Origin of the sequence: Pseudoalteromonas sp. UBA6610 (assembly GCF_002433295.1) — a bacterium.
Classification (GTDB): Bacteria; Pseudomonadota; Gammaproteobacteria; order Enterobacterales; family Alteromonadaceae; genus Pseudoalteromonas; species Pseudoalteromonas atlantica.
On sequence record NZ_DJHW01000077.1, the window covers coordinates 14,080 to 35,283 of the forward strand.

Annotated in this window: 18 protein-coding genes; 12 read left to right on the top strand and 6 right to left on the bottom strand. The window is 41.0% G+C overall.

Annotation, left to right across the window (positions count from 1 at the left end):
- Positions 1-12: 12 nt before the first annotated feature.
- The gene (gene cysZ / locus B4F91_RS10320) at positions 13-726 is read right to left on the bottom strand and encodes a sulfate transporter CysZ (protein WP_004588849.1); all 714 of its coding nucleotides are present in this window, start codon (positions 724-726) and stop codon (positions 13-15) included.
- Positions 727-1,113: 387 nt separating this feature from the next.
- Here cysZ and B4F91_RS10325 point away from each other — a divergent pair, with 387 nt between their 5' ends.
- The 4 genes from B4F91_RS10325 (at position 1,114) to B4F91_RS10340 (ending at position 5,597) form a co-directional block, all read left to right on the top strand.
- Entirely contained in the window at positions 1,114-3,378 is a 2,265-nt protein-coding gene (locus B4F91_RS10325; protein WP_286937760.1) for a sensor domain-containing phosphodiesterase, read from the top strand.
- 158 nt (positions 3,379-3,536) lie between these two features.
- A complete protein-coding gene (locus B4F91_RS10330) occupies positions 3,537-4,007 on the top strand; it encodes a GNAT family N-acetyltransferase (protein WP_004588851.1) in 471 nt (156 codons plus the stop codon).
- Positions 4,008-4,275: 268 nt separating this feature from the next.
- Positions 4,276-5,145 carry an MYG1 family protein gene (locus B4F91_RS10335; protein WP_055253080.1) on the top strand — a complete coding sequence of 290 codons (870 nt, stop codon included), beginning with the start codon at positions 4,276-4,278 and terminating at the stop codon, positions 5,143-5,145.
- Positions 5,146-5,264: 119 nt separating this feature from the next.
- Positions 5,265-5,597 carry a YnfA family protein gene (locus tag B4F91_RS10340; protein WP_055253079.1) on the top strand — a complete coding sequence of 111 codons (333 nt, stop codon included), beginning with the start codon at positions 5,265-5,267 and terminating at the stop codon, positions 5,595-5,597.
- A 44-nt stretch (positions 5,598-5,641) separates the two neighbouring features.
- Here B4F91_RS10340 and B4F91_RS10345 read toward each other — a convergent pair whose 3' ends face one another.
- Together B4F91_RS10345 and B4F91_RS10350 are read right to left on the bottom strand one after the other, a co-directional pair.
- Positions 5,642-6,247 (bottom strand): TetR/AcrR family transcriptional regulator, encoded by a 606-nt coding sequence (locus B4F91_RS10345; RefSeq protein ID WP_096041442.1) that lies wholly within the window; start codon positions 6,245-6,247, stop codon positions 5,642-5,644.
- Between the two features lie 2 nt (positions 6,248-6,249).
- Positions 6,250-7,113 carry an alpha/beta hydrolase gene (locus tag B4F91_RS10350; RefSeq protein WP_096041443.1) on the bottom strand — a complete coding sequence of 288 codons (864 nt, stop codon included), beginning with the start codon at positions 7,111-7,113 and terminating at the stop codon, positions 6,250-6,252.
- A 252-nt stretch (positions 7,114-7,365) separates the two neighbouring features.
- Between B4F91_RS10350 and speA the strand changes: the two genes are divergently transcribed.
- Both speA and speB read left to right on the top strand, forming a co-directional pair.
- Positions 7,366-9,279: a biosynthetic arginine decarboxylase gene (speA, locus tag B4F91_RS10355; protein ID WP_273611482.1), complete on the top strand. Its 1,914-nt coding sequence runs from the start codon at positions 7,366-7,368 to the stop codon at positions 9,277-9,279.
- Positions 9,280-9,282: 3 nt separating this feature from the next.
- A complete protein-coding gene (gene speB, locus B4F91_RS10360) occupies positions 9,283-10,206 on the top strand; it encodes an agmatinase (protein WP_029772730.1) in 924 nt (307 codons plus the stop codon).
- A 52-nt stretch (positions 10,207-10,258) separates the two neighbouring features.
- On the opposite strand, the gene B4F91_RS10365 is transcribed toward speB, so the two are convergent.
- Genes B4F91_RS10365 through B4F91_RS10375 form a run of 3 tightly spaced genes read right to left on the bottom strand, consistent with a single transcriptional unit; the run spans position 10,259 to position 12,785 of the window.
- Positions 10,259-10,657, bottom strand: coding sequence for a DoxX-like family protein (locus B4F91_RS10365; RefSeq protein WP_286936352.1), 399 nt, complete (start codon positions 10,655-10,657; stop codon positions 10,259-10,261).
- Positions 10,644-11,666: a M48 family metallopeptidase gene (locus tag B4F91_RS10370; RefSeq protein WP_029772728.1), complete on the bottom strand. Its 1,023-nt coding sequence runs from the start codon at positions 11,664-11,666 to the stop codon at positions 10,644-10,646. The genes B4F91_RS10365 and B4F91_RS10370 overlap by 14 nt, the downstream gene beginning before the upstream one ends.
- 9 nt (positions 11,667-11,675) lie before the next feature.
- Positions 11,676-12,785, bottom strand: a complete 1,110-nt coding sequence (locus tag B4F91_RS10375; RefSeq protein ID WP_286936354.1) for a YjgN family protein — start codon at positions 12,783-12,785, stop codon at positions 11,676-11,678.
- 162 nt (positions 12,786-12,947) lie between these two features.
- Between B4F91_RS10375 and B4F91_RS10380 the strand changes: the two genes are divergently transcribed.
- The 6 genes from B4F91_RS10380 (at position 12,948) to B4F91_RS10405 (ending at position 21,028) form a co-directional block, all read left to right on the top strand.
- The gene (locus B4F91_RS10380) at positions 12,948-13,679 is read left to right on the top strand and encodes an RNA methyltransferase (protein WP_054983436.1); all 732 of its coding nucleotides are present in this window, start codon (positions 12,948-12,950) and stop codon (positions 13,677-13,679) included.
- 67 nt (positions 13,680-13,746) lie between these two features.
- Entirely contained in the window at positions 13,747-17,142 is a 3,396-nt protein-coding gene (locus B4F91_RS10385) for a chromosome segregation SMC family protein (RefSeq protein WP_286936356.1), read from the top strand.
- Positions 17,143-17,213: 71 nt separating this feature from the next.
- Positions 17,214-17,969, top strand: a complete 756-nt coding sequence (gene zipA, locus B4F91_RS10390) for a cell division protein ZipA (protein ID WP_004588864.1) — start codon at positions 17,214-17,216, stop codon at positions 17,967-17,969.
- Positions 17,970-18,041: 72 nt separating this feature from the next.
- On the top strand, positions 18,042-20,060 hold the full coding sequence (gene ligA / locus B4F91_RS10395; RefSeq protein WP_138579177.1) for an NAD-dependent DNA ligase LigA: 2,019 nt from the start codon (positions 18,042-18,044) through the stop codon (positions 20,058-20,060).
- A 9-nt stretch (positions 20,061-20,069) separates the two neighbouring features.
- Complete coding sequence (locus tag B4F91_RS10400) at positions 20,070-20,576, top strand: DUF2919 domain-containing protein (protein WP_004588866.1); 507 nt, start codon at positions 20,070-20,072, stop codon at positions 20,574-20,576.
- Between the two features lie 11 nt (positions 20,577-20,587).
- Positions 20,588-21,028 (top strand): hypothetical protein, encoded by a 441-nt coding sequence (locus B4F91_RS10405; protein WP_024034163.1) that lies wholly within the window; start codon positions 20,588-20,590, stop codon positions 21,026-21,028.
- The last annotated feature ends 176 nt before the right edge of the window (positions 21,029-21,204 follow it).

The window sequence follows — 21,204 nt, forward strand, 5'->3', positions numbered from 1 at the left end:
CCGCAGTGTTATTTAGCCCGCTCGGTATTTAGAGCGGTAATTATCTACCCACAAACGAGTAGCGCCACACACAGCAACGGGCATAACAATTAGGTTAATAAATGGGATTGCAGTGAGCAGCATAACAGCAAAGCCAAAACCATAAGATAAACCTTGTTTAGACTTTAAATCGTCTTTCATTTGTTTAAAGCCTACTTTATGGTTATCGAAGGCAAAATCTTTGTATTGCACAGCATACATCCAACATGTAAATAAAACCCATAACACTTGTCCAATAACGGGTAAAATCCACAGCAAAATAAAAAAGCCAATAGCGCGGGGTAAGTAATAGCAAAGCTTTGTCCACTCTCTGCCTACCATGCGTGGAATGTCTTTTACTAAATCAGCAAAACCGTCGTCATTTATTTTTTGTCCCGTTAAATAAAGCTCTACTTTTTCGCTGAGTAGTCCGTTAAAAGGGGCCGCAATAAAGTTGGTTATTACCGTAAATAGCATGCTGTAACTAAATAGCACCACAAGCACGGCAATGGGCCACATTAACCATTCAAGCCAGCTTAGCCACTCAGGTAACATGTTGTTTATATAATTAAAGCTGTCGCTTAACCAACCAAATAAAAAGAATAATGAACTACCAAACAATAAAATATTAAGTAAAAGTGGAATAAGCACAAAGCGCTTAAGGCCTTTTTGGCTAATTAATTTAAAGCCTGAAAAAAAATATTCCATACCTTGTATGATCTGCACAGTAACCTCAAAAAAGACTCATATCTGCATGCAGTATAATTAGACTGATAATTTTGAACAGCCTTTTTAAGTAACAAAGTGTTAAACCTGCAAAATTTTTAAAAAGTTTTAGAGTGTGTTGGCTGGATTGTTTTTGTTATGGATGTTTATTTTTTGTTGCAAAATAATGTAGGCTTAACGCATACTAAAGTTGTTTTTTTACCTATTTTATTAAAAAACAATTTCCATAATCGTAATAATAAAACTCGCGCTGTAAGTTTATTAACTATACTCATTTTAAATATATGAACTAAGAGCAGGAATTTGTTGATGCACTGCACTTTTTTAAAGTGCGTAGCAACATAAAAGTACCTAGATGCATGGTGAAGTATGAATACTGCAAAACTAAAACAATTGTTATCTCACCAGCAGGATATATTATCTAAAATCGCGTTAGGCATTGCCTTAGACGATATTTTACAAGATATTTGTTTAGCTATAGAGCAAGTTATTGAAGACAGCTCTGCAAGATGCTCAATACTGTCTTTAACAGGTAATCAGTTATTTCATCGTGCTGCCCCAAATATTGACGATGAATATTTAAAGGCAATTAATGGTGTGTTTATAGGCCCTAATGTAGGGTCTTGTGGCACCGCAGCCTATAAAAATGAGCGAGTTATTGTGCAAAATATTGACCTATCGCCCTTGTGGGAAGATTACAAAGATTTAGCGCACAGGTACGGTTTATATTCTTGTTGGTCAACCCCGGTTATTTCAACCACCAATGAAATATTAGGCACTTTTGCTATTTACCACGGCACCCCTAAAGCACCTACACAGCAAGATTTAGAACTCATTGATTATTTTGTACACTTTTCTAGCATAGCACTAGAAAAAAACGCAGAGTCGCTCAAAGCTAGGCAGCTAGTGGCAGACCTGCAAAAAAGTAATGAAAAATTTAAAGCATTTACGCAAGTGATGCCCGATCTTATTTTGATTTTGAACGAAGAGGGCGTCTATACCGATATTTACGGTACCTCGAGTGACTTATTACTTGAATCGCCCACCGATTTAATTGGTCAAAATGTGCAAGACTTGTTCCCAGTTAAAGATGCCGACATGATCATGGGGATTATTAAAAAAACCATTCTCACCAATGAAATGCAAATATTTGAGTACGATTTAGCCGTGCCCAAAGGCCACATAACCTTTGAAGGAAGAGCGGCTGCACTTACTAACTATCAGCCAGAAAAACCAGAACTTAAGCACGTAGTGTGGATGGCAAGAGATGTGACCCTTCGCAAAAAAGCCGAGCAAGAAGTTCAACGGCTTGCGTTTTTTGATCCACTAACAGGGCTTCCCAACAGACGAATGCTCAGCGACAGCCTAGCAAAGTGTGTAGAGCGTATTAAACGCACCAAAAAAACGGGCGCATTGCTGTTTTTAGATGTTGATAACTTTAAAAGAATAAATGATTCATTAGGCCACGGCGCCGGAGATCAAGTATTAATAGAATTAGCAAAACGCTTAGGTGGCGTAATACGATCATCTGATACTTTAGCTAGAGTGGGCGGTGATGAATTTATTATTTTACTCGAATACATTGGCGAGCATAATCACCAAGCCTGTATTGAATCCGAAATAGTCGCTAAAAAAGTACAAGGCGTGTTTAATGATAAGTTTGCAATAGGGGAGCTGGCATTTCAAGTTAGTTGCAGTATAGGTATTTGCTTAATTAACGAAGAGCACACAGCCACCGATAACATATTAAAATTTGCAGATACCGCTATGTACCGCTCTAAGGCAAAAGGTGGCAATAGCTGCAGCTTTTATGACCCTAAACTGCAAACTTTACTCGAAAACCAAGCCGAATTAGAAACGGATATTGTAAGAGCAATCGCTAATAACGAATTTTGTGCGTATTTTCAGCCGCAAATTAGTATGCAAGGAAAGATAGTAGGTGCAGAAGCCCTGATAAGGTGGATACACCCTAATAAAGGGGTTATTGCGCCTAATCAGTTTATTCCTATTGCAGAGCAATATGGGCTGATTCAAAAACTGCAAAACATAGTGCTTCGCAATATATGCCGCCTTATTAATCAACTTAATGAAAAAAACATGATAGATGAGCACTTTAGCGTATCTATAAATATTAGTCATATACAGTTTAATTCTGCGCAGCTTACCCGTGAGCTCTGCTCTACAATTAAAGAGTTCAACATAAAACCGCAGCATATTAAACTTGAGATCACCGAAACCATGCTATCGGGCGATATTGACAGCACAATAAAGCAAATGACGGAGCTACAAGAACAAGGTTTTGTGTTTTCTATAGACGACTTTGGTACAGGGTATTCCTGTTTAGCCCATTTAAATGCGTTCCCCGTAAAGGAAATAAAAATTGATAAAAGCTTTATCGATAAGATTTTAGATAAAGGCAAAGGCTTTAATATTGTTAATACGATTATAAGCCTGGGCAAAAGTTTAGACATTACCGTTGTTGCTGAAGGTGTAGAGCAAGAGGCGCAATTTGAATTACTAAACTTGCTCAATGCAGATTGTATACAAGGCTATTTAGTCGCAAAACCTATGAATGCCAGTAACTATATTAAGTGGCATGCCCATCAATTAAAAAAGCAAAGCCTAAGTGCCTAGCAGGCTGTGCGTCGTTTTTGTAAATTAAGCTAACGTTTTAATAAAGCTATTTTTACCTTATTAAAACATTTTGTTTAAACAACACTAGGAACACGCGTATTAAGTATATATTATGAAGCCACTATAACGATTCAAAATAATAAAATGGACGACAAGAGATGCAGTTAGTCGAATTAACCCCTAAGGATCCTGATGTAGTTAATGTGTTTGCAGATATAGATAGACTGATAAACTCCTTATACCCCGTGGCTACAGCCCAATCTCTCAAATTAGAAGAATTAAGCAAAGACAACGTTTACGCAATTGGTTTAAAAAACGAAGATGGCATTATTGCCTGTGGCGCTATTGTTAAGCAAAATGACGGCGCGCTATATGGCGAAATAAGGCGTTTATACGTAAAACCAAGTTACCGTGGTAGAGGTTTTTCAAGACGCATAATGCAAAACCTCCTGCATTACGCCGGCGAAACAAAAATTCCACTTATCCGATTAGAAACAGGCCCAAAGCAAACCGAATCAATTAGTTTATATGAAGATTTAGGTTTTGCGCGCTGTGCAAGCTTTGGCTCGTATCAAGATAATCCACAAAGTGTATTTATGGAGCTTGCCCTGAGCCCTGAGCCAGAATAAATAAGCTATTTACTCCTGTGTGCCTATAGCTGACTCTGTAGGCGCAAAAAATACTTCACTGTTTTTCACTGCTATCTTCGTATAAAATTCGCCACGTATATTTAATACCTGTGCACAGTAATACTTAATGATTTTAAGAGGCAAAACCTGGCTATAAACAAGCTTTTTTGCTTCAAAATAAATTACTTGATTAAGCAAACGGGTATAAACCTTTATTTAGCACTTCATAAGTGAGAATTTTATCTTTTTTAAAAGTAGCCCAAAACCAATGAGCGATTTAACAGTAGTAACCCACAGTGGTAATTTCCATGCCGATGACGTGTTTAGTATTGCGGTACTTAAGCATGTATTGCCTGCCTTTAACTTGGTACGAACCCGCGATAAAGCAGTAATAGAAAGTGCCGATATTGTTGTTGATGTAGGTGGTGAATACAACCCTGACACAGGACGCTTTGATCACCACCAACGCGGCGGCGCAGGCGAGCGCGAAAATGGCACGCCATACTCGTCATTTGGCTTAATTTGGAAAAAGTATGGTTTAGCACTGTGTGATAATAACCAAGCGGTGGCTGATAGAGTTGACGCTGGTTTAGTCTCTACAATTGATGCCATAGATTGTGGTTACGTTAAAGGTGTGGTTGAGGGCATAACGCTTAGCCAAACGCTTTCTATGTTTAATCCAACATGGGAAGAGGAAGGCAACTTTGATGAATGCTTTGATGAAGCCGTTGAGTTTGCAGCGCGTTTATTAACCCGTTTTATTGCCTCAGCAAAAGGAAGCATTAACGCCAAAGATATTGTTGCAAAAGCAATAGAAGAGGCAAAAGATCCCCGCGTGATTATTTTAGAAAAATACACACCATGGAAAAAAACAGTACACCATTTATCAAGCGACGCTTTATTTATGGTTTACCCTTCGCAAAACGACCAATGGATTATTCAAACTGTACCAGTAGAGCCTGGTTCGTTTGAAGACAGAAAGTCACTGCCTAAAGCGTGGGCTGGTTTATCTGATGAAGAGTTTCAAGCTGAAACAGGCTTAGACGACGCTGTATTTTGCCACAATGGCTTATTTATAGCCGGTACTAAATCGTTCGAAAGCACAATGAAGCTGGCCGACGCGGCCCTAGCTGAGTAACCTTTTTACTTAAATATGGGTAAAAATTTTTTACCCAAATTAGTACTATTTAGCTAAGTAACTAGTTTGCAGTTACTTAGCTTTATTATGCTCTCGTTATTTAAATCACGTGAGGTTTTATGTTTGAAGTAAAAACTATCGCGCTATTTATTATTACCGCACTAGCAGAAATTATTGGCTGTTACTTACCTTATCTTTGGCTTAAAGAAGATAAATCCATATTCCTTTTAATACCTGCAGCATTCAGTTTAGCGCTATTCGCATGGTTGCTAACGTTACACCCAGCAGCCGCTGGACGGGTGTATGCCGCGTATGGCGGTGTGTACATATGCGTGGCTTTACTGTGGTTATGGGCTGTTGATGGCGTAAAGCTTACAATGTGGGATGTAGTGGGCGGGGCGGTTGCCTTACTGGGCATGGCTATTATTATTTTTGCACCTAAAAGCGCTTAAAAAGTACGCCATATTAAAGGTAAAAAACGCCTTACATGTCACTGTTAACGCATATATCGCGCAATTAAATTGCCAACTACTTTTTTATAAGTAAGCGTTAAAGCTGGATTATCTATTAAGCTTGTTTGTACAACATGCCCAGTATATAAGCCATAAAACTCATACGCAAAAATGCTCGGCTCTTTGTCTTGGCAAAAGTAGCCTTGTGCTTGGCAGTTAACTGCAAGTTTAGTGAGGTAGTTAATCATTTTTAAGTGTTGGTCTTGCATAAACTGCCTTACCAAACAGTTGGGGCTTGCTTTAAACTCTACCGATGCTTTAATGAGCGGGCAACTTGCCTGCTTACCAGGCGATACCGTATCTAAAAAATTGAGCCACTCAAGCCAGCGTTGCTGAAAATTATTTAAATGAATTAACGCATCTTCATCAACAGATATATCAACAACCTGTTTTCTAAACTCTTCTTCGGTGTAGGCCAAAATAGCCACTTGCATATCTTCTTTATTGGCAAAGTGTGAGATCACCCCAGTACGCGACATGTTAGTCACTGCCGCTATTTTTCCTATCGACAAGCTATATAAACCATGTGCAGCCGCATAGGCCATTCCTTTGTGCAAAATATTGCGTTTAGTGCTCTCACTTTTTTTCATCGTTAATCCATAAAGCGTGTTATTTGGTCGTACACGTATTGGCTTTTTAAAATGCGCACGTGTCCCAGCTCTTGTGTGGTCACAAGTGTTGCGGGTGTGTTCTCAGTTAATAATTTTATTGCCTCAAAGCTTGCCACTGAGTCATTTTTATCATGAATAAACAACATGTTTTCGTTAATTTTATTTTTTGAATGATCAGGGTGAAGGTTTTGCCAGCTAATACCATATTTATCCGACACCTTATTAAGCATATTTTCTAGCATGAGCTCAGAAATACCCACTTGCCTGACCTTAGCAAACATGGCTTCAAATATTTGTGCAGGGGCAGAGATCATCACAATTTTTTTATTCTCTAAATAATGAGGCGCTAAGTTTAACAAAGCAACACCGCCCATAGAGTGTGTCACGACTCTATTAATTGTAATATTTTGCCCATTAAAGTACTCAAAAGCCGCTGTTAGCCCCTGCATATACCCGTATAAGTGCGAGGTATTGCCGTGCGAATAGCCATGGCCTATGTGATCAATTGAGTAAACATTAAAGCCTTTTTCAAGCAATTCATCTATTAAAGCAGTAAACCGATTAGTGCTATCGGCCCAGCCATGAGATAAAAATACCGTTTTAGTGTTTTCGGCTTGGCTAAAATAGTACAGGTTTACAGCGCCAAGCTCGGTAGTAAGTTTAATATTAATTGGCTGTATACATGTTCTAAATTCGTATTGGCGTCGGCTATGCGGGTTACAAAATACCTTCATGGCAAGGCGGGCACTGAGTTTAGGAAATGTTTTGGTCAAACCAAAAGTGGCAGCCTTTGTTATTTTAGAAAATTTAGGTGGCTTGTTTTGATTAAAATAAATTTGTTTCATGTTTATACCAAATAAGTACAGTTGTTCTATTTTATCTTAAAAAAGAACAGCTGTACTTATTTTTTTAGCCGCATAACCAGCTTGCTTTACTAAAGGCGGTTAGCTGTAAAAGCTAAGGTGTAGGGGTTTTTTCTCTCAACACTAAAAATCACTCGTTACGAGTAAAAATACTTGTTGGACTTAAAAGTCTATTTTTCTTTTAATGCGCGCAACTAGCCAAACCGGCATTCATTAAATACAAGAGAAAGATAAATGAAAGAGACAACATCACTAGAACAAGCTCGCACGAGTTACAATGTTCGTCATTGGAGCCAAGGTTTTTTTGGTATTAATGATCAAGGTGATGTGTATGTTGCCCCAAAGGCTCACGCCCCAGAGCAAACTATTGCACTTACAGATATTGCAAAACAACTTCAAGAAAAAGGCTTAAGCTTACCGGCTTTAGTGCGCTTTCCACAAATTTTACATCATCGTGTGCACAGTTTATGTGGTGCATTTAATACCGCGATTGAAAACTATGGTTACCCAAAAGATTACCTATTAGTTTACCCAATTAAAGTAAACCAACAACGCGAAGTGGTTGAAGAAATAGTAGCAAGCCAAGCCGAATTAGAAAAAAAACAATTAGGCCTTGAGGCGGGCAGCAAGCCAGAGCTATTAACTGTTTTGGCAATGGCAGAAAAAACCAGTGCAGTGATTGTATGTAATGGCTACAAAGACAAAGAATATGTGCGCTTAGCACTGATTGGCGAAAAGCTAGGCCACAAAGTATACATAGTGCTTGAAAAACTCTCTGAGCTCGACATGGTACTTAGCCAAGCAAAGGCGCTAAATGTTAAACCACGTATTGGTATTCGCGTTCGTTTAGCATCGCAAGGCAAAGGTAAGTGGCAAGCAAGTGGCGGTGAAAAATCTAAATTTGGTTTATCAGCGTCGCAAGTTTTACATGTAGTAAACCGTTTAAAAGAGGCAGGCCAACTTGATTTAATGCAACTTGTGCATTTTCACTTAGGCTCGCAAATGGCAAACATTCGTGATGTGCGTTTAGGTGTGAGCGAAGCCGCGCGTTTTTACTGTGAGCTACGCAAATTAGGTGCAAGCATTGAGTGCTTAGATGTAGGGGGCGGTTTAGCTATTGATTACGATGGTACCCGCAGCCAATCACATAACTCAATGAACTACAGCTTAGCTGAGTATGCAAATAATATTGTGTACACCATAGGCGATACTTGTAAGCAGTACGCGCAGCCCATGCCGACGATTATTTCTGAGTCGGGGCGTGCACTAACGGCGCACCATGCCGTGCTTATTTCTAATGTTATTGGTACTGAAAGTTACACGCCAGAAGAGTTAGTAGCGCCTGCTGGCGATGCACCGCTTTTATTAAATAATATGTGGGCATCGTTTGTGCAGTTAACCGATTTAACTGACGACCGCGCACTGATTGAAATTTACCACGACAGCCAAGGGGATTTAGCTGAGGCGCATAACCAGTTTGCACTTGGGCTTTTAGATTTAACGCAGCGTGCGTGGGCAGAGCAAGTTAACTTACGTATTTGTTATGAGCTTAACAAACACATGGATAACAAAAACCGTTTTCATCGTCCGATTATTGACGAGTTGAACGCACGTTTAGCCGATAAGTTTTTTGTAAACTTTTCGCTTTTTCAATCGCTTCCTGATGCGTGGGGGATTGATCAAGTGTTTCCGGTATTGCCATTAAGTGGTTTAACCGAAGCACCAAAAAAACGTGCTGTATTACTTGATATTACCTGTGATTCAGACGGCGCACTTGAGCACTATGTTGATGGCCAAGGCATTGAAAGCACTTTACCCGTGCCTGAGTACAGTGCAGATAAGCCTTACTTAATGGGCTTTTTCTTAGTGGGTGCGTACCAAGAAATTTTAGGTGATATGCACAATTTATTTGGCGATACGCACAGCGCTATTATCAATATGGATGAGCAAGGCGTTGCCAGTATTAGTGAGATAAACCAAGGTGATACGGTAGCCGATATGATGCGCTATGTACATTTAGATGTTGAGAGCTTTCAACATTCGTACGCGCAGTTAGTGTCTGCAAAAATAGATAAAAATGAACAGCAAAGCGTTTTAGACGAGTTGCAGAGCGGCCTTAATGGCTACACTTATTTAGAAGAGTTATAAGCAATGTCTAGCTTGTTTGGTCATGTTGACCACTCATTGTATTCAAACGGGATGACGTTTTTACGTCGTCCTATGGTGCAAAACATTAATGCCATTGATGCAGATGTCGTTGTACTAGGCTTACCCTTTGACTTAGCAACTTCGGGCCGCCCCGGTGCACGCTTAGGGCCCGATGCCATACGCCGTGCGTCGGTACATTTAGCATGGGAAGACACTAAATACCCGTGGACATTTCCTTTGTTTGAGCGTTTAACGGTTGCAGATGCAGGGGACTTTACTTATCCGGTAGGCGATCCTGAGTATTTTACGGCACAGCTAGAAATGGCTGCAGAGCAAATACTTCGCCAAGGGGCAACGCTGTTAGGCTTGGGTGGCGATCACTTTGTAACGCTTCCGCTATTGCGCGCGCATGCAAAGATACATGGCAAAATGGCACTGGTTCATTTTGATGCGCACACCGACACTTACAGCAATGGCTCGCGCTTTGATCACGGCACTATGTTTTATCATGCACCCATGGAAGGGCTGATTGATGTAGAGCATAGTATCCAAATAGGTATTCGTACCGACTTTGACCAATCAAAGCATGAGTTTGCAGTGATTGATGCAATGCAAGCTAACGATTTGCATGCTAATGAAATAGCAGCGCAAATACGTGAGCGAGTAGGCGACTTACCCGTTTACTTAACGTTTGATATAGATTGTTTAGACCCAGCATTTGCACCAGGTACAGGCACACCTGTATGCGGTGGTTTAACATCTGATAAAGTGCTTAAAATACTGCGCGCACTCAAAGGCATAAATATGGTGGGTATGGATGTGGTAGAGGTTTCACCGTCGTACGACCAAAGTGAGCTTACCGCAATTGCTGCAGCAACAATTGCCAGTGAATTATTGCATCTGTGGACACATAAAAATAAGTATTAACGCCATAAGTTAAGTACTACAAAAAGGTATGTACTGGCATACCTTTTTTATTTTAGAGGTGTCGATTATTTTGCAGCTTAATTTCTTTTAACCAAATAAAACTTAAGCCAATAAGCGGCAGGTTAGTGGTTACTGGGTTAAATGCTTCAATGAGTAATGGTGGCTGCATTACTACAACCGCTAACAAAAGCCCTACAAGCGCTAAAACATTTAAAATAACGATGTGCTTATTTTTATAAAACACTAATAAGCACACGCCAAATATAATTTCGGCAATACCCGCCGAACGTGTAATTAAGTCAGACACTTCTGCTGAAAAACCCGCACTGCCAGTCATTAGTTTTTCAAGCGGGGCAATATGATAAAGCTTTGGAAAAAAGCCGTGGTATACCCAACTCAGCCCCACAATATAGCGAGCAATTTGTATATAACCGGGGTTATTTCCTCGCATTGTCTATTCGTTCTTGTGCACTTGGGTGGCTAGATAAATATTCGAGCAAATTATTTACCTTTTCAAGGTGTTCGTTTTCGCTGGTGTGCGCACCTTGTAATGCTTCAATGGCATCGGCAAAGTCGTTGCTTGAATACCCTAAATGCTCAAGTTGAATGAGTGCATAGCTATCTGCCTCGCGCTCCATATCACGAGAAAACCCTTGCTGTGCAAAAGATGCCCCCGTACCAAGTACCACTTCTGCTATGCCTTCTAAATCACCAAATATAACTGCAAGTACAATGGTACTGGCTGCCGATTGCGCGGTCATGCGTACGCTATGCTGGTGGACAACGTGGCCAATTTCGTGAAGTAATACGGCTTTTAGTGCGTTGGGTTTATCGGCTAATAAATTTGCTAACTCATCGGTTACGACAATACGCCCGTGGGGCATTGCAAACGCATTCGCTCCAAAGGCCTCTGATTTATAAAACGATAACCTATAAACCGATGGCTCAAGCGAGAGCGCATTAAGCATGGTATTAAAGTGTTGTTGTACTTTAGTTTGTTGCTCATTAGGCAGCTCACTGTCATCAAGCGCGAGCTTTTCAATTAGGGTAAAGCTTTGTTCACCCATTTGCTCTACTACACTTCGCGGCAGAGTATCAACACTGTAAACAGCAATAGCGGGCACAACTTTATACAGCATTAACCACATAAAAAGCGGTGTAAAAATAACGGCCGCGATAATAGCCCATTTACTTTTTTCAAGGCGCTCTAGTAGGTCATGCTTATTTGCTTTAAAAGGCCAGCGATAATTTACATCAGTAGGAATAAAGCGGCTGCCATCATTAAAATTGAGTTCATCAGCAAGCCCAGCTAGGCCGGAGGTGAGTGTTATATCGCTTATTGCATGGCTTGAAATAAGCTGGTCATCGTAGCTAATCTCAACACAGGTGTCGCTAATGCTAGCAACACCTTGCTGGTAATTGCTTGATGCCTTGGGGAAGTAATGTCCCTGTACGTGCATAATAAGCTCTTAGGTTAGCGATAGGTCAATATCAAATACATTGGCTGCTTCTTCAGCAAACGATGACTGCTCTTGTTGCGCGGTATCCACTAAATTTAGCGCACTAGGGTAAATATTAATGGTTGTAACCTCGGCAAGCATTCTCGATGTACGCACTTTGGTCCACGGGTAGGCAAGCCCTAAAGAAAACACGATTGCCAGCATATTGGTTAATAGTAATATGGCAAAAGGAATAGGCTTAAGCTCTGATTTAAATGATGCTACGTCTTCAAATTGACTGTTATCAAAAATATGGTTACGAATAGCCGCAGCCCACACAGCGGTTACTATCGCAATCATAAATACGTAAGCAATCATTAATCCACCAAACATAATGCCCATTTTGGCTGGATCTTGTGCAGCTTGTTGGTTTTCTACATTCATTAAATCAAGCCCAAATAAGCCTAATACAGCCATAAATATCACCATAGTGATAGAGCTCACCACAAAGCAAATAAGGGCGGTTAAGTAGTAGGTTTCACCTTTAAGGTTTACGGTTAATGGCGTGTCACCGTAGCTAATATTGCTATGTATGTACGTGTCGATACGTTTTAAAACATACGGCATTAATAAATAAAGGGTAAAAATACTGGCAATAGGTAAAAGAATAAAGTTAATGAAGGCTTCGCCGTAATCGCCTTTAAATGCAAAGCGTACATTACGATGACGGGTCATACGCATATTAAAGCGCAGGCCTTGGTTAATAATCCACGGCATTAAAAAGATAAAAGCAACCGCAAATAATAAGCCTACAAGAGGAAAAAAGCTGCTACCAAAGGAGTAAATTAAAAATACAATAACCGCTAAAATACGGCCTTTTAAAATTTGCATCGGGGTGGCTAAGTAGTCAAAGCTGTGTCCGTCAATGCGGGTGTGGCCATAAAAGTATCGCATTGTGCGCACTTTTGCCCAAGCCGAGTAAATACCTAAAGTAAGTACGCTCAGTAAAATATTGACTATCCAAATACCAAAAAACTCACCGCCTTTACCGCTAAACTGTATTTTGCCGCTAAAAATAGGGGCAGCAGGTTCACTTACAGCAGGGGTGGTTTCTGGGGGAGTAGGGTGTATTGATTCCATTAAAATTATATCCATGTTGTTTTTTTGTTAATTTACCTAAATTTGGTGCAAAGCTCAATCTTTAAAAGCCTTACAGCCTACAATGGCGCTGCTTTTAATATATGTGGTGCTGCACTTTAAATCATCTCTGGTATACTAGGGCGATAATTTTATGGGGCTGTTATGATTTCAAAAAACCAACTCAAGCTTATTCGCCAACTTGGCCAAAAAAAGTACCGAAAGCAATATAATCAATACCTTGTACAAGGTGAAAAAAACGTACTTGAGTTGTTAAACAGCCCATTAAAGGCGGTTGATATATTTGCAACACAGGCGTTTATAAATACTCACCAAAACCAGTTTCCAGAAGTAGATTTTACGCCAGCAGAAGAAGAGTCGCTGACTAAAGTCAGTACCTTAGTGAGTAATAACGCGGCCATTGCAGTGGTTGATATGCCAAAGGCTGATTTACCTAATAATACCGGCTTAATATTGGCGCTTGATGGAGTTTCTGATCCGGGCAATTTAGGCACTATTATCAGAGTTGCCGACTGGTATGGCATTAAACATATAGTAACAAGTACCGACAGCGCCGATGCTTACAACCCTAAAACAATTAGCGCTACCATGGGTTCGTTTGTCAGAGTGTCGGTAAGCCAAGTAGAGCTACCTGAATACTTACAAACATTAAATATGCCTATTTATGGGGCATTTTTAGATGGGCAAAGCGTACATACAACTGATTTTAGCGCAAAGGGTGTATTGCTTATGGGCAGTGAGTCGCATGGCATACGCGAGCAGTGTGCAAAATTAGTAAGCGACAAAATAACCATACCGGCTTTTGGTGAGGCAGAGTCACTTAATGTGGCAATGGCCACAGGTATTATTTTAGATAACTTTAAACGCCAAGCTTAACTTTTTAACTGTTTATGAGTTAAATTGTTTGTAAGTAATAACAATAATAATCGGTAATAACAATAAGATGCGCTTAAGCACTATTAAATTAGCGGGCTTTAAATCGTTTGTAGAGCCCACTAAAATTCCATTTCCTGATCAAATGACGTGTGTTGTTGGGCCTAACGGCTGTGGCAAATCAAACGTGATTGACGCTGTGCGATGGGTGCTTGGTGAAAGCTCAGCTAAAAACTTACGTGGCGATGCCATGACCGATGTTATTTTTAATGGCTCAACTAATCGTAAACCCATCTCGCAAGCTTCAGTAGAGCTTATTTTTGATAATACCCAAGGTGATTTACCTAATACATTTGCCGACAGAAACCAAATAGCGATTAAGCGTTTAGTTACACGCGATGGCCAATCGTTGTACTTTTTAAATGGGAGCAAATGTCGTAAGCGCGATATTACCGATATATTTTTAGGCACCGGGCTTGGCCCGCGTAGTTACGCAATTATAGAGCAAGGGATGATCTCGCGTTTAATCGAGAGCAAACCTCAAGAGCTGCGAGTATTTTTAGAAGAAGCCGCGGGTGTGTCTAAATACAAAGAACGCCGCCGCGAAACGCAAACCCGAATTAAAAGTACCCGCGAAAACCTTGAGCGTTTACTTGATGTGCGTAAAGAGTTACAAGCGCAACTAGATAAACTGGCTGTGCAGTCGGTTGATGCGAAAAAATACCGCGATTTAAAAGCGCAAGAGCGTACCTTAAAAGGCCAAGTAGCTGTATTAAGATGGCAAAAGCTGCATCAACAACAGCTTGAAAAAAGTGAGCAAATCAAAAAGCTTAATGAGCAAATCGCCTTTTTTAAAACGGCTCACTCAGGCCACGACGATGTGCTTGCAAGCCTAGAGGCTCAAGTAAATGCAGAGCAAGATGCGCTTAACGATGCGCAGCATCAGCAACACGTTACCCACACAGAGTTGACCCGCGCCGAACAACAACACATTAATATTAAACAGCAAACGCAAACCCTTAAACAAAGTGTGGTTAAGCTTGAGCAGCGAAAGCTGCAAAGTGAAGCGCTAAAAACACAGCAACAAAATGTGTGTGAGCAGTTATCTGTGAGCCACCAAGAGATAAGCGAGTACAGTTTAGAGTGCAGCGAACAAGTTGAAGAGCTTACCCTTAAACTTGCAGATTTAGCTGATGAAAAAAATAAGCACACAGCCGTGTGGCAAAGTCTTAATCAACAACAGCACGCGCTTAATAATAAAGTACAGGCCCAGCAAAGTAGTGTTAAGCAAACAGAGCAAGCCTTAGCCCATGTAAACGCACAGCTTAGCCAACTAAATAGCCAAATTGACGATATTAAAAGTAGCCAATTAGAACAGCAACTAGCCGAGCAACAAAAATACAAACAAACCCTAACTCAAGAGCTTGCCAGTAAGCAAACGGCGCAAACACAATGCACCGCAGCGCTTAAAGAGCAAACCGATTTAGTAAATAACGCTGAGCAGCAACATCAGCAAAGCTTACAGCACGTTAATGAGCTAAAAGCTCGCATTGCTGGGCTTAAAAGCAGTTTAGGGATTGAAGATGACAATAAGCAGCACACTTTATTTAATCAATTACAGGTAAAACCAGGGTTTGAACATATAGTTGAACAGGCACTGCAAACGCTTGAGCACCTAAACGTAGCTGATGTGCAAAGCAACAATAGTGTGTGGCCGCATAAAAGTGAAATACCAGTCAATAGCGTTGCGGCGTTAATTACTGAGGGTGTTTATCCCGATTTATTGACCCGTATTGCGTACAGCGAAAACGCTGAACTCGCTGCGTTAAATGATACGTTTTATATTGCGGTTATGGATAAAAGCGGTGCTTTACATGCTCGAAACTGGCACCGTAGCGCAGACAAAAACGCCGAAAACTCACAACTTTTAAAACACACACAGTTAAAGCAAAAAACAGCGAGCTTAGTAGAGGCCGAAAATACCCTCGCACGGGATTTTGAGAATCTTAATGCGCTAAAAACACAGCAGCAAAAGCTGAGTGATGAGTTAGCAGTACTTAAAAATGCAATTCATCAATTAGCACAAAACATTGCCGTGGCCACTACGCGCAGCGACATGTTAAAAGAGCAAGTAGCACAATTTTTACAGCAACTAGAAAAGTACCAGCAACAAAAGCGTGCATTAACCACTGAGCAATCACAATTATTAAAAACGCTCGATGAACACAACAGTGCGCTTGAAGTGTTACAGCAACAGCAACATAACTTAGCTGACGAACTGGCAAGCGCCGACGCTGCTTGCACACGCAGTAATACTGCATACAGCCAAGCTGCAGCTACACTTGAGCAATATAAAACACAAGCGCATCAGGCCACGTTAAAAGAGCAAAAAGCACACAGTGAGTGGCAGCTTAGTCAAACAAAGCTTAATCATGCTGAGCAAGAGCTCATGAGTGCGCAAGAAGAAGCGCAAGAGCTGCAAGCGCAAATGGAAGCGTTGCTAATACCCGAGCAAGAGCTCACTGAGCAAATAGCACAGCTTTTAATAAAACATCAGCAGGGCGAAGCTAGCTTGGTTGCGTTACAAAAAAAGCTTAACGAGGCAAAGCAAACACTTATAAGTAAACAAGCCAGCCTTAAGCACTCTCAAGGTGAGCTGACAGGTTTGCAAGAACAACATCAAAAGCTAAGCATTGAAGAGCAAAGCCTAATTATAAAAGCGCAGGCAGCACTTGAGCCGCTTGAAGAATTAAAGCAAAGTTTAAAAAGTGTTTTAGATACACTACCTGATTCACTGAGTTTAAATGCAGCGCAAAATCAGATCAGTGGGCTTGTGCATCAATTAGATAAGCTAGGTCCAGTTAATTTAGCCGCAATAGATGAGTTTGAAAAAGCTAAAGAGCGCAGTGATTATCTGAATAATCAACTTGAGGATTTAACCAAAGCGCTAAATACGCTTGAAGGGGCGATTCGTAAAATTGACAGCGAAACCAAAACACGCTTTAAAGCTACCTTCGATCAAGTGAACAACGACTTTGCCGAGCTATTTCCAAAAGTATTTGGTGGTGGTAGCGCGTATTTAGAATTAACCAGTGACGATTTACTCGAAAGTGGTGTTAGTATAATGGCACAGCCACCAGGTAAGAAAAATTCGACAATTCATCTGTTAAGTGGTGGAGAAAAAGCGCTGAGCGCATTATCATTGGTGTTTTCTATATTCAGGCTCAATCCAGCTCCATTCTGTATGCTGGATGAAGTAGATGCGCCGCTTGATGATGCTAACGTGGTACGTTTTTGCCGTTTGGTTGAAGAAATGTCACAATCGGTGCAGTTTATTTATATTAGTCATAATAAAATTGCGATGGAAATGGCAGGGCGTTTAACTGGCGTTACCATGGCAGAGCCAGGCGTATCACGCATGGTAGCAGTAGATATAGAACAAGCAGTGCAACTTGCACATACATAACAGTTTATTTAAGCGTATTAGTGTTAATTAATACACGGGTTTAGGCATAACAAATAATAAAAGGTGAGGGGATGGCCGAAGAACTAAGATTGGTTTTAATTGTGATCAGTGTACTTGTCATAGGTGGCTTATTAGTACATGGTTTATGGTCAGTTAGAAAAAAAGACAGCCCAGAGGTAGCGCCTTCAGAGCGGGTTGAACCAATGCAAGATACACCTTCGCATACACCAGTTGAACCTAAAGAGCCGGTTGTTGCCCAGCGAGATGAGCCGCAATTTGGTGAGCTAAACTTTGATGCAAACGAGCCGCAAATAGATACTAGCGTGGCGCAAACACCCATTGAAGACGACCTGCAAGTAGTTCAAGAGCCAGAGCTAGAACCAGAGCCAGAGAGCGAAAAAGAAGCGCCAGCAGATGTGTCTGACTTTGTTATTGTGCATATTCAAATGCCTGAGGGACTAAGCATGCAAGGCAGTAAGTTATTGCCTGCAGTAAATACCTTAGGATTTAAATATTCAGAAGAAGGCTTTTTTAATCGCCACATAGACCCTGCAGGGCAAGGTCCAGTGTTATTTAGATTAGTAAATATGTATAACCCAGGTACGTTTGATATTGATAATATGGAACAGTTTAGCACCGCAGGGGTTAGCTTATTTATGACTTTACCTTGTGAAGGCGACGGGCTAGCTGCTTTTAATATGTTACATAGCGCAGCTAAGAAAATTGCCGATGAATTTGGTGCACAAATTTTAGATGCCGAGCGTGAAGAAATGACCGTTGAGCGCGTTCGTCAATATGTTGAGCAGGTTCGTGCATTTTCTGCGTAATTTATACGCACACATTATTTTTATTAAGCCACTTACCTAAAAGTGGCTTTTTTTATGTTTTTTGAGGTTTAAATGTCTAGCAGCATTAGTGAGCAAATTAATCATCTTCGTAGTACGTTAGAGCAACACAACTACAATTATTATGTCCTTGATACACCCAGTATTCCTGATGCAGAATACGATAGACTATTGCGCGAGTTAAGCGCCCTTGAAAGAGAAAACCCAGAATTTTTAACGCCAGACTCACCCACTCAAAAGGTAGGAGGCGCTGCGCTGAGTAAATTTGAACAAGTTGCTCACCAAGTGCCTATGCTATCGCTTGATAACGCCTTTAGTGAAGAAGAATTTAGCGCCTTTAACCGCCGTATTAAAGAGCGTTTAATGAGCCAAGATGAGCTCACTTTTTGTTGTGAGCCTAAGTTAGATGGCTTGGCTGTGTCGATTATTTACCGTGACGGCGTGCTTGTGCAGGCCGCAACTCGTGGCGATGGTTTTACTGGCGAGAATATTACACAAAATGTAAAAACAATCCGTAACGTGCCCCTTAAGCTGCGTGGCGATTACCCCGCAGAGCTTGAAGTACGTGGCGAAGTATTTATGGATAGCGCTGGGTTTGAAAAACTAAACAGCGAAGCCGAAAAACGTGGCGAAAAAGTATTTGTAAATCCTCGAAATGCAGCCGCAGGTAGCCTACGCCAACTTGATTCAAAAATCACCGCTAAGCGCCCGCTAATGTTTTATGCGTATAGCACTGGGCTGGTGGCCGATGGCACAATCCCTGAGGATCACTACCAACAATTGGCAAAATTAACCGATTGGGGTTTACCGCTGTGCCCAGAAACAAAGTTAGTTGAAGGTACGCAAGCGGCTTTAGATTACTACAGTGATATTTTAACGCGCAGAAGCGAGCTTAAATATGAAATTGATGGCGTAGTAATTAAAATAAACCAAAAAGCCTTACAAGAGCGTTTAGGGTTTGTTGCACGTGCACCGCGCTGGGCAATTGCTTATAAGTTTCCTGCGCAAGAAGAAATAACCCAGTTACTTGATGTAGAATTTCAGGTTGGTCGCACAGGCGCAATAACGCCGGTAGCGCGTTTAGAGCCTGTATTTGTAGGCGGTGTTACGGTATCAAACGCAACGCTGCACAATGGCGATGAAATAGCCCGTTTAGGCGTAAAGGTAGGCGATACAGTAATTATACGCCGCGCCGGCGATGTTATTCCGCAAATTACACAAGTAGTACTTGAGCGCCGCCCAGATGATGCACGCGACATTGTATTTCCTGCCAGTTGCCCCATTTGTGACTCACACGTTGAAAAAGTAGAAGGCGAGGCCGTGGCTCGTTGTACCGGTGGCTTAGTGTGCCAAGCTCAGCGTAAACAAGCGATAAAGCATTTCGCATCACGCAAAGCGCTTGATATAGATGGCTTAGGCGACAAAATAGTTGATCAGCTGGTTGATAGAGAGTTGGTAAAAACCCCCGCAGATTTATTTATATTAAAACAAGGTCACTTTGAGTCACTTGAGCGTATGGGTCCTAAGTCGGCTAAAAACTTAGTCGATGCGCTTGAAGCTGCAAAGACAACTACGCTTGCAAAGTTTTTATATTCGCTGGGTATTCGTGAGGTTGGCGAGGCCACAGCGCAAAACTTAGCAAATCATTTTTTAACACTTGAAAAGGTAACCCAAGCCAGTATTGAAAGCCTTACACAAGTGAGCGATGTAGGGGTTATTGTAGCAACTCATGTTCGTGGCTTTTTTGATGAGCAACATAATGTAGATGTAGTTAATGCTTTAATTGAACAAGGCATTAATTGGCCAGCGCTAACGCCGCCTTCAGAGGATGAGCAACCCTTAGCTGGGCTAACCTATGTATTAACTGGCACTCTTAATACTTTAAACCGAAGCGATGCTAAAGCACGCTTACAACAGTTAGGTGCAAAAGTAGCCGGTAGTGTGTCGGCTAAAACAGATGCATTGGTGGCGGGCGAAAAAGCCGGCTCTAAATTAACTAAAGCACAAGATTTAGGCATAGACATACTTAGCGAAGATGACTTAATTGCACTGTTTGATAAGTACAATGCTTAGGGTAGTAAAATGAGCCGATATGGACCCGAGTACTGGGATAAATACGGAAGCTACCGTACGCCGATTGCATTTCATCTAAGTTTATTGGTGTTACTACGTGCGTATTTTATTTGGGTTATAGCGGCGCTGAGTCGTCGCCCTGAGCTTGATTTAATGTCGCTATTTTTTAAATCTAAAAACGATTTTTTTATCGCAATTTCGATTGGCGCTATTGCGATAGTGCCCACTTTTTTATTTTGCTTAAGACGACCGCGCGACTCTCATCAACAAAGTGCGCGTTTAGCGATGGTGTGGCGCTACATGCGCTGGCCGTTACTTGTGTGTGCAATAACCGACTTAAGCTGGTTAACAATACAAGCTGCACATAGTCATTACAGGTTTTCATTATTTTTAGCTGTGCAAATGGTGATTGTGTTTTGGGTAATGTGGTACTTGGCAAAGAGTCGTTATTTGCAGGTGTTTTTTAACGATTGGCCAGAGCCTACCGAAAAAGCAGATGATAAAAACGCTAAATAAAAGGGAGCTAAATGGATAACATTAATAAAAAAATTGCCATTGTAGTGCTTGGTATTGGCATTATTTTAGGCGCTTTGGTGTTGTTTACATCGCTAACTGATCATATTTGGTTTTCTGCCGTAATAGGATTATGGTTATTTGTGTTTTGTTCGTGTTGTTACAGGCTGACACCCGCCTTTAAAAAGCGCAATACGCTTGATAATTTTATTCAGCGCGATGCACAGCACTTAATGTTATTTAGCTTGGCAGGTTTCTTTGATAAAAAATTTGGCCCGCAATGGCTTGTTATTGGCAACATTGAACATATAGAAAGTAAGAACGATGAGCTTATTATTCATAGCAATAACGAGCGACAATTTAGTGTAAGTTTACCCGCACAAAAAAATGACATAGACGCCTACATGAAGCGCATACTTTCAGATCACGAAAAGCAAACTATTCGCTTTAGTTAGGGGCTGTTGAACTTTGCGGATTAAAGTTTGTTCAAACTAGGGGCTATTTAATCGCGGCGCGAGGTTTGTAACCTAGTGGGCTAAGTAAAAGCTGAGCAAAGCTTCCGCGTCCTGCTCACGCCCCTTACCTACATCCATGTAGGCAACAAAGAGTAAATAGCCCCTAGGAAGAACCC